Below are 1,235 nucleotides of genomic sequence, written 5' to 3'. Positions count from 1 at the left end.
GGCTGGTGCTGACCGGGTTGGGGCGGCGGGCCTCCGTGGGGTGGCTCGTGCGGGAGTTGGAGGGGGAGGCGGAGGTTGTGGACTGCGAGGGTGATCCGCCGTGTCCGCTGCGTGCGGCGTGCCGGTTGCGCGGGGCGTTGCGGGAGGCGCGGGAGGCGTTCTTCGCGGCGCTCGATCCCGTGGTGGTCGCCGATCTCGTGGCCTCGCCGACCGGCCCTGTGCTCGTCGGGCTGGCGGTGCGCCGCCCGGAGTGACACGGCCGGCTACTGCCGCTTCCCGCCCGTTAATTGGAATCCAAGACGCCAATTCAGGAGGTCCCGGTGCTCTCCGAGCGCTCCGTTCCCGTCGTCCGCCGGACGCTGCCCGTCGTGGGCGCCCACATCGAGAAGATCGCGGGCCGGTTCTACGAGGGCCTCTTCGCGGCCCACCCCGGTCTCCTGCGCGACCTGTTCAACCGGGGCAACCAGGCCAACGGCCAGCAGCGCGCCGCCCTCGCGGGCTCGATCGCGGCCTACGCCGGCATGCTCCTCGACGGCACCCGTACGGACCCCATGCTGGCCCGCATCGCGCACAAGCACGCGTCCCTCGGCATCGAGCCCTCGCAGTACAAGGTCGTCCACACGCACCTGTTCGCCGCGCTGGGCGAGGTGCTCGGCGACGCGGTCACGCCCGAAGTCGCCGACGCCTGGGACGAGGTGTACTGGCTGATGGCCGACACGCTGATCGCCGCCGAGGCGGAACTCGGTGAGGAGAAGAGAGGTTGGCAGGAGCTGACGATCGCCGAACGCCACGAGGAGACGCCGGACGCCGTGTCGTTCGTCCTGCGCGACCCTCACGGCACCTTCCTGCCGGGCCAGTTCGTCAGCGTCCGGGTGCAACTCCCGGACGGGGCACGCCAGATACGTCAGTACAGCCTCTCGCGCGGACCCGCTCACCCCGACTGGCGCATCACCGTCAAGCGCGTCCACGACCCCCTCCAAGGCGAGGTCTCCACCTGGCTGCACACGCACGCCCGTCCGGGCGACACGCTCACCGTCTCCGCCCCCTACGGCACGCTCGCACTCCCCGACGGCGACGGCCCGCTCCTCCTCGCCTCCGCCGGGATCGGTACGACGCCGATGCTGTCGATGCTGGACCACCTCGCGGCGACGGACTCCGCCCGCCCGGTCACCGTCGTCCACGCGGACCACTCCCCCGCCACCCACGCCCACCGCGCCGAACTCCTGCGCCTCGTC

Annotated in this window: 2 protein-coding genes; both read left to right on the top strand. The window is 72.1% G+C overall.

Features of this window, described 5'->3' with window-relative positions; all coding sequences use genetic code 11:
- Positions 1-254: Rrf2 family transcriptional regulator (locus AOK24_RS38195; RefSeq protein WP_055724533.1), on the top strand; the 254-nt coding region annotated here is incomplete at its 5' end.
- 66 nt (positions 255-320) lie between these two features.
- Positions 321-1,235 (top strand): globin domain-containing protein (locus tag AOK24_RS38190; protein WP_055724532.1); only part of this gene is annotated, 915 nt, incomplete at its 3' end.

This window comes from Streptomyces niveiscabiei (assembly GCF_001419795.1).
Classification (GTDB): Bacteria; Actinomycetota; Actinomycetes; order Streptomycetales; family Streptomycetaceae; genus Streptomyces; species Streptomyces niveiscabiei.
Note: the sequence above shows the minus strand (reverse complement) of the source record. Positions and strands in the feature narration are given on the sequence as shown.